Raw genomic sequence first — 9,259 nt, forward strand, 5'->3', positions numbered from 1 at the left:
TCGCCTCAGGCTCCCAGTTCGTTGTCGATGAAGGCGAAGAGGTTGTCGTCGTCCGCCGCGTCGAGGTTTCCGGCGGCGGTGACCAGGCCCGAGCCGTCGGCGGTGTCGTGCCGGGCGAGCAGCGCGTGCAGCCGCGAGACCACGCGGCTGCGGGTCTCGTCCCCCGGGCTGGTCCCGGCGAGGGCGGCGTCGAGCCGGTCCAGGTCGGCCAGGAACGCGGCGGGGCCGGTGTCGGCGCTCTCGACCACCAGTTGTTCCAGCAGGTGGTCGGTGAGACGGGCGGCGCTCGGGTGGTCGAAGACCAGCGTGGTCGGCAACCGCAGGCCGGTGGCGGCACTGAGCTGGTTGCGGATCTCGACCGCGCTCAGCGAGCTGAACCCCAGGTCGGTGAAGCCCAGTTCGGGGTGGATGGCCTCGGCGGAGGCGTGTCCGAGGACCGCGGCCGCGTGGCCACGGACCAGGTCGAGCACCACCTGCCGCCGCTCGGCCGGGTCGAGGGGAGCCAGGCGGGAGCTGAGCGACGCCGTCTCCGGCCGCTGCTCCTCGGCGGTCCGCCGGACGGGCGGTGGTACGAGGGTACGCAGCAGCGCGGGGACCGGAACGGTGTGCGCGTGGGCCCGCACGGCGGCCAGGTCCAGGCGTGCCGCCACCACGTGGGAGCGGCCGGTGGTGAGAGCGGCGTCGAGCAGGGCGAGGCCGTCCACGTCGGACAGCGCGGTTCCGCTGCCGGTCGCGTCCTCGCGTTCGCCCTCGGAGAGGTGGCCGGTCATGCCGGTGCCGGTGGCCCACATGCCCCAGCCGACGGAGAGGGCGTCCCGGCCACCGGCGCGGATGCCGGCGGCGAGCGCGTCCAGGGCGGCGTTGGCGGCGGCGTAGTTGGCCTGGCCGGGTGCTCCGAAGGTGCCGGCGGCGGAGGAGAAGAACACGAACAGTTCGGCCCCGGCCAGCCTGCTCAGGTGGAGCGCCGCGTCGGTCTTGGGGCGCAGCACGGCCGCGACGCGCTCGGGGGTCATCGACGCGAAGACCCCGTCGTCGAGGACGCCCGCCGCGTGCACCACGGTGGCGATCCGCCGGCCGGTCAGCACCTCGGCGAGGCGGTCCCCGTCGGCGGCGTCACAGGCCACGATCTCGGCCCGCGCGCCGAGGGCGGCGAGTTCGGTGGCGAGATCGGCGGCTCCGGGGGCTTCCGGGCCGGAGCGGCTGAGCAGGAGCAGTTCGGTGACGCCGTGGGTGGCGGCGAGATGCCGGGCCACGAGGCGGCCGAGCCCTCCGGTGCCGCCGGTGACCAGGACGGTTCCGGTGGGCAGCGCGGGCTCGCCCTCCGGCCGGGCCCGGACCAGGCGTGGAACCAGCGGGGTACCGCCGCGCAGCGCGGTCTCCGGCTCTTCGGGTACGAGCGCCTCGGCGAGCCCGGTGAGGTCGCCGTCGGTGTCGAGGAGGACGAACCGGCCGGGGTTCTCGGAGTGTGCCGACCGGACCAGTCCGCGCGCGGCGGCGCCGGGCAGGTCGGTGATGTCCTCACCGTCCCGCACGGCGACGGACCCGCAGGTCAGCAGCACGATGCGGGAGTCGTCGAAGCGCCGGTCCGCGAGGAGGGTCTGTGCCGAGTCGAGCACCTCGGCCACCCGCCGGTGCACCGCCTCCACGTCGTCGTCATCGGGTGTTCCCGCCCCGGAGAGGAGGACGACCTCGGGTACGTTCATGCCCGCGTCGACGTACTCGATCAGCGCGGCGGTGTCGGCGTGCCACTCGACGACGAGGTCCTCCTCGGCCAGGTGGTCGGCCGCGCCGAGGATGTCACCGCCGACCACGGCCCACGACGCGGGGAACGGGCCGGGGGCGGCGGATATCCAGTCGGTGGTGAACAGCGCGTCGCCGGGACCGCTCGCCGAGGTCAGCTGGGCGGCGGATACCGGACGGAACGCCAGCGACTCGACGTGGACCACCGGAGCGCCGGTGGTGGTCACGGCCTCCAGGCGTACGGAGTCCCCCGCGGCGGAACGGCTCAGCCGGACCCGCAGTTCGGTGCTGCCTGCCGCGTGCGTGGTGACGCCCTGCCAGGCGAAGGGGATCTGCACCCCGCTGGTGCCGGGGAGGAGCTCTCCGGCTCCGATGGCGTGCAGGGCGGTGTCGAAGAGGGCGGGGTGCAGACCGAACCCCTCGGCGCCGGCGCGCGCTTCCTGGGGAAGCGTCACCTCGGCGAACACCTCGTCGTCCCGCCGCCAGACGGAGCGCAGGCCCCGGAAGGCCGGGCCGTAGCCGTATCCGCTGTCGGCGGCGGGCTCGTAGAACCCGGTCAGGTCGACCGGCTCGGCGTCGGTGGGCGGCCACTGGACCGCAGCCGGGACGTACCCGGCCGGGTCGGCGGCGCGCACCGTGCCCCTCGCGTTCCGGGTCCAGGCTCCGTCGTCGCCCTCGGGGCGGGAGTAGACGGTGAGGGTGCGGGCGCTCTCCGTGGGGGCGCTCTCTCCGACGACGACCTGGAGGACGACCGCCCGGCCCTCGGGCAGGGTGAGCGGGGCCTCCAGGGCGAGGTCGTCCAGGTGCGGGCAGCCCGCCGACGTACCGGCCCGGACGGCGAGTTCGACCAGGGCGGTGCCGGGCAGCAGCACGGTGCCCAGCAGGACGTGGTCGGCTATCCACGGGTGGGTGTCCGCGGCGATCCGGCCGGTGAGCAGTACCCCGTCCGTGCCGGCCACCGGTACCGCCGCGCCGAGCAACGGGTGGTCGGCGCGGTCCAGGCCCATGGCGGAGACGTCGGCGGGCAGCGCCCGACTCTCGGGCCAGAAGCGTTCCCGCTGGAACGGGTAGGTGGGCAGCTGGACGCCGCTGCCGGTGCGGTCCTCAAGGACCGTGCGCCAGTCGACGGGGACGCCGTGCGCGTGGGCCTCGGCCAGGGCGGTCATCCAGCGGCGCAAACCTCCCTCACCACGCCGGAGCGTGCCCAGCGCCGCGCCGGTGCGCCCGGTGGCCTCGATGCTCTCCTGCACCCCGACGGACAGCACCGGGTGGGCGCTGATCTCCAGGAACACCGTCCGGCCCTCGGCCAGCAGGGCCTCGGTGACCTCCCCGAACCGCACCGTGTTGCGGAGGTTGTCGTACCAGTAGGTGGCGTCGAGTGCGGCGGTGTCCGTGCGGGTGGCGGTGACGGTGGAGTAGAACGGCACGGTGGAGGTGACCGGCGCGACCGGTGCCAGGTCCTCCAGCAGACGCTCACGGATCCGCTCCACCTGTGCGCAGTGCGAGGCGTAGTCCACCGGGATACGCCGCGCCCTGATCCCCTCCACCTCGCAGTGCGCCAGCAACTCCTCCACCGCATCCGCCTCGCCGGAGACCACCGTCGACCCGGGCCCGTTGACCACCGCGACCGACAGCCCCTCCCAGCGCGCCGCCAGCTCCTCCGCCTCCTTCAGCGGCAGCGCCAGCGACACCATCCCCCCACGCCCCGCCAGCTCCTGAGCCACCGCACGCGCCCGCAACGCCACCACGCGCGCACCGTCCTCCAACGACAGACCGCCCGCGACCACCGCAGCCGCGATCTCCCCCTGGGAATGCCCCACCACAGCCGCCGGCACCACACCCACCGACGCCCACAGCTTCGCCAACGACACCATCACCGCCCACAGAACCGGCTGCACCACCTCCACCCGATCCAACTCGGCACCCTCACCACGCACCACATCCACCAGCGAGAACTCCGTGAACGGCGCAAGCGCCCGCCCACACTCCCCCATCGCCCCGGCGAACACCGGCTCCCGCTCCAGCAACTCCGCAGCCATACCCACCCACTGCGAACCCTGCCCCGGAAAGACGAACACCGGAGAGACCCCGGAACGGCCCGAGCCGCGCACTACGTCGGGGTGCGGGTCGCCGGCCGCCAGCGCCTCCAGGGCGGCTGCCCGGTCCGGTCCCAGCACCACCGCACGGTGCTCCAGCACCGCGCGGCCGGTGGCCAGCCGCCACGCGGCGTCGGCCGAGTCCGCGTCGTCGGCGACGGGTACGAGCCGGGCGGCGGACTCCTGGAGGGCGGCGGCGCTCTTGCCGGACAGGATCCACGGCAGGACCGGGAATGTGGGCCGCTCCGGACCGCTCTCCACCGCAGGCCTGTCGGCCGCGGGTGCGCGGTACTCCTCCAGTACCACATGCGCGTTGGTACCACTCACACCGAAGGACGAGACGGCCGCACGGCGGGGCTGCTCCCCGCTGGGCCACTCCCGCGCCTCCGTCAGCAACTCGACCGCACCGGAGGACCAGTCCACATGCGGCGTCGGCTCATCCACATGCAGAGTCCGCGGCATCACCCCGTGCCGCAACGCCTGCACCATCTTGATCACACCACCGGCACCCGCCGCGGCCTGCGAATGCCCGATGTTCGACTTGATCGACCCCAGCCACAACGGCCGCTCCGCCGGACGATCCTGACCATAGGCGTTGAGCAACGCCTGCGCCTCGATCGGATCACCCAGCGTCGTACCCGTACCGTGCGCCTCCACCACATCGACATCCGCCGCCGTCAGCCGGCTCGCGGCGAGCGCCGAACGGATGACGCGTTCCTGCGAGGGGCCGTTGGGCGCGGTCAGTCCGTTGGACGCGCCGTCCTGGTTGACCGCCGAGCCGCGCACCACCGCCAGCACCTCGTGCCCGTTACGGACCGCGTCGGAGAGCCGCTCCACCAGCAGCACACCCACACCCTCGGACCAGCCGGTACCGTCGGCCTCCGCGGAGAACGAGCGGCAGCGGCCGTCGGACGCCAGACCGCGCTGCCTGCTGAAGTCGATGAAGACGGCCGGGGTGGAGAGCACGGTGACGCCGCCCGCCAGTGCCATGTCGCACTCGCCGTTGCGCAGTGCCTGGCAGGCCAGGTGCAGGGTGACCAGCGACGAGGAGCAGGCGGTGTCCACGGTCATGGCCGGACCCTCCAGCCCGAAGGTGTAGGACACCCGGCCGGCCAGCACGCTGCCCGAGGTGCCGGTGCCGAGGTAGCCCTCGACCCCCTCCGGCAGCACGGTCATGGTGGCGCCGTAGTCGTGGTACATGAGTCCGGCGAACACGCCGGTGGAGCTGCCGCGCAGCGAGCTCGGGTCGATTCCCGCTCGTTCGAAGACCTCCCAGGAGGCTTCCAGCATCAGCCGCTGCTGCGGGTCCATCGCCAGCGCCTCGCGCGGCGAGATGCCGAAGGGCACCGGGTCGAAGCGGTCCGCGTCGTGGACGAACCCGCCTTCGAGGACGTAGGACTTGCCCGCGGCGTCGGGGTCGGGGTCGTAGAGGGCCGTGGTGTCCCAGCCGCGGTTGTCCGGGAACGGGCCGATGGCGTCGGAGCCCGTCGCGACCAGGTTCCACAGGTCCTCGGGGCTGTTGACCTCGCCGGGGTAGCGGCAGCTCATCGCGACGATGGCGATGGGCTCGTCGCTGCCGGCGGTGCGGGCGGCCCGCGCGGGCGCCGCGGCGTCCGCCGCCCCCGTCAGCTGGGACAGCAGGTGGGCGACCAGGGCCTGCGGGGAGGGGTAGTCGAAGACGAGAGCCGCGGGCAGCCGCAGGCCCGTCACGGCGCCGAGCCGGTTGCGCAGTTCCACGGCGGTCAGCGAGTCGAAGCCCAGGTCGTTGAACGGCTTGTGGTCCTCGATCAGCTCCGCGCCGCTGTGCCCGAGCACACCGGCGGCCTCGGACCGCACCAACTCGGTGAGCAGCTGGACCCGTTCGGCCTCGCCGAGGCCGGCGAGGCGCTCGCCCAGCGGTGAGGCGGCACCGCGCACGGCGCGCGCCGCCTCGGGCAGGACGCGGCGGGTGACCAGGCCCCGCAGCAGGGGCGTCACGGCGGCGGGGGCGCGGTCCGCGGCCTCCCGCAGCTCGGGGAGGTTCAGGCGGAGGGCGACCAGGTGCGGGATGTCACCTGTCCGGACGGCGTCCAGAACGGCCAGCGCGTCGGCGGTGGCAAGGGCGGAGCCCACACGGCGGATCCTGGCCAGCCCCGTCTCGTCCAGCCCGGCGGAGATACCGGAAGCCTCCGCCCACAGGCCCCAGCCGACGGAGACGGCGCCCGGCCTGCGGTGGGCGACGGCGTCCAGAACCGCGTTCGCGGCCGCGTAGCCGGCCTGGCCCGCGGAGCCGAAGGTCGCGGAGACGGAGGAGAACAGCACGAACAGCGGTACGTCGCCGACCAGTTCGTCCAGGTGGAGCGCGGAGGTCGCCTTGGCGTCCAGCACCGCGTCGAGCCTGTCGGGGGTCAGTGAGGTGACCACACCGTCGTCCACGATCCCGGCGGCGTGCACCACACCGGTCAGGGGCCGGTCGGCGGGTATGCCGGCGAGGACCTCGGCCAGTGCCTCGCGGTCGGCCACATCGCAGGCGAGGGCACGGGCGCGGGCGCCCAGGGAGGCCAGCTCGGAGATCAGTTCGTCCGCCCCGGGCGCTTCGGGACCGCGTCGGCTCACCAGCAGCAGGTCACGGACGCCGTGTTCGGTGACCAGGTGCTGGGCGACGCGGCCGCCGAGGACGCCGGTGCCGCCGGTGAGGAGGACCGTGCCGTGCTCCTGCGCCGGGTCCGGCGCCGCCGGGGGAACGACGGCGCGGGCGAGACGGGGCGCGTACAGCCGGCCGTCTCGCAGGGCCAGTTGGGGCTCGTCGGTCTCCGGCAGGCCGGTGACGGGCGTGCCGGTGTCGGCCGGGTCCAGGTCGAGCAGGACGAAGCGGCCCGGGTGCTCGGTCTGCGCGCTGCGCACCAGCCCCCACACCGCGGCGGCGGCGGGGTCGACCGGGGTGTCACCGGCGGGCACGGCGCCCCGGGTGAGCAGGACGAGACGGGAGGCGTCGAAGCGCTCGTCGGCGAGCCAGGTCCGCACCTGCTCCAGGGCGCGGTGGGCGGCGCGGCGGACCGCGGCGGGCCCGTCGGGCGTCGCCGGACCGTCGGAGTCCTCGGCAGCGCCGTCGGCGTGGACGGCCACCAGGGCGGGGAGTTCGGCCGAGGCCGCCAGCTCCCCGGCGTCGGCGACGACCGTCCACGGGGTGGAGGGTCCGGACGCGGGCAGGCCGGCCCAGTCGACACGGAAGAGCGTGTCGGCGGGTATCCGGCTGTCCACGGGCGCCGCCGGCCGCAGCACCAGGGACTCAACGGAGGCGACCGGCCGTCCCGTCGGGTCGGCGAACTCCAGCGAGACGGCGTCCGTGCTCGTCGGGGTCAGGCGCACGCGCAGGGCGGTGGCGCCCTTGGCATGCAGGGTGACGCCGGACCAGCTGAACGGGATGCGAACGGACGGATCGTTCTGCGAGGGACCGGTCAGCGCCGCGCAGTGCAGTGCGGCGTCGAAGAGGGCGGGGTGCAGGTCGAAGCCCTCGGCGTCGGGGGCGTCCGCGCCGTCGGCCACGCCGGGAAGCGCCACGTCGGCGTAGACCACACCGTCGGCTGCGCGCCAGGCGCCGCGCAGGCCCTGGAAGAGCGGCCCGTAGTCGAGGCCGGCGGCGGCCGCCGAGGCGTAGAAGTCGTCCAGGACCACCGGCTGGGCGTCCCGCGGCGGCCACTCGGCCAGGGGTTCGCCCGTCGTCGGGCGTGCGGGGGCCAGAACGCCGGTCGCGTGCCGGACCCAGCCGCCGTCGGTGCCCTCGCTGCCGTCGGCGCTGTCGGCGCTGTCGGGCCGGGTGTAGAGGGCGATCTCCCGGGAGCCGTCCGCCAGCGGGGTGCCCACCTCCGCCTGGATCCGGATACCGCCCTGCTCGGGCAGTTCCACCGGGGTGCCCAGGGTCAGCTCGTCCACGACGGCACAGCCGACCTGGCCGCCCGCGTGCAGGGCGAGGTCGACGAGCGCGGTGCCCGGGACGATGACCGCACCGTGCACACGGTGGTCGCCCAGCCACGGGTGGGTGGCGCGGGACAGCCGGCCGGTGAGCACGAGGCCGCCGTCACCGGCCACCGAGACGAGCGCGCCCAGCAGCGGGTGCCCGGTGCCGTTCAGGCCGACCGTCCTGAGGTCGGCCGGGCTGCTGAGGGCCGGCCAGTAGCGCTGTCGCTGGAAGGCGTAGGTGGGCAGGTCTACCCGGCGGGGACTCCACGGTTCCAGGACGGCCGCCCAGTCGGGGTCGAGCCCCGCGACGTGCAGGCGCGCCACCGCCCGCAGCAGGGTGTCCGTCTGGTCGCGGCCCTTCCGCTGCAGTGGAACGGCGACGGCGGTGTCGTCCTCGGTGCCGACGAGAGCGCAGAGGACGCCGTCGGGGCCGGCTTCGACGTACCGGGTGACGCCCTGGCGTCCCAGTTCCCCGGCGGCGTCGGCGAACCGGACGGTCGAGCGGACCTGGCCGACCCAGTGCTCCCAGGTCGTCGGGTCGCTGTCGAGGCCGACGGTGGAGACCAGCGGGATCGTCGGCGGGTGGTAGGTGAGGTCGCGGGCGACCGCGGCGAACCCGTCGAGCATGGGTTCCATCAGCTGCGAGTGGAAGGCGTGCGAGACCGCGAGCCGCTTGACCTTGCGGCCCTGGGCGCGCAGCCGTTCCTCCAGTGCGTCGATCGCGGCGGCATCGCCGGAGACCGTCAGGGACGACGGCCCGTTGACCGCCGCGAGGTCGACGCCCTCGGGCAGTTCGATCTCGCCCTCGGCGGCCTCGACGGCCAGCATCGCGCCGCCCTCGGGCAGTTCCTCCATCAGCCGGCCGCGGGCCGAGACCAGGCGGCAGGCGTCGTCCAGCGACAGGATGCCCGCGACGTGGGCGGCGGCCAGCTCGCCGATGGAGTGACCCGCCAGGACGTCGGGGCGCAGCCCCCATGACTCGGCCAGGCGGAAGAGCGCGACCTCGACGGCGAACAGCGCCGGCTGGGTGTGGACGGTGCGGTCCAGCGCCGCCCCGTCCTCGAAGACGATCTCCTTCAGCGGCCGTTCGCCGCCGACCTTCTGGCACACCGCGTCGAAGGCTTCGGCGAACACCGGGAAGGTGTCGTACAACTCGCGTGCCATGCCCGCGTGCTGAGCGCCCTGCCCGGTGAACAGGAAGGCGGTCAGGCCGGGCCGCACGGCGCCGGTGAGTACGTCGGGCCCGGTGCGGCCCTCCTCGACGGCCCGCAGGCCGGCCCGGGCGTTCACCAGGTCGGTGGCGAGGACGACGGCACGGTGCTCGTGGGACTGGCGGGTCGCGCCGAGGGAGTGGGCGAGGTCGACGAGTTCGGCTGCGGGCTCCGTCCCGTCGTCCAGGAAGGTGCGCAGCCGTTCGGCCTGTGCCCTCAGGGCGGGCGCACTCCGGCCGGACACCGCGAGCGGCAGCGTGCCGGGGGCGGGCC

Annotated in this window: 1 protein-coding gene; it reads right to left on the bottom strand. The window is 74.6% G+C overall.

What is annotated here, in order from left to right:
• Positions 1–5 precede the first annotated feature (5 nt).
• Positions 6–9,230, bottom strand: a complete 9,225-nt coding sequence (locus tag E0D90_RS00725) for a type I polyketide synthase (RefSeq protein WP_227869888.1) — start codon at positions 9,228–9,230, stop codon at positions 6–8.
• Positions 9,231–9,259 lie beyond the last annotated feature (29 nt).

Source organism: Streptomyces otsuchiensis (genome assembly GCF_004305975.1).
Classification (GTDB): domain Bacteria; phylum Actinomycetota; class Actinomycetes; order Streptomycetales; family Streptomycetaceae; genus Streptomyces; species Streptomyces otsuchiensis.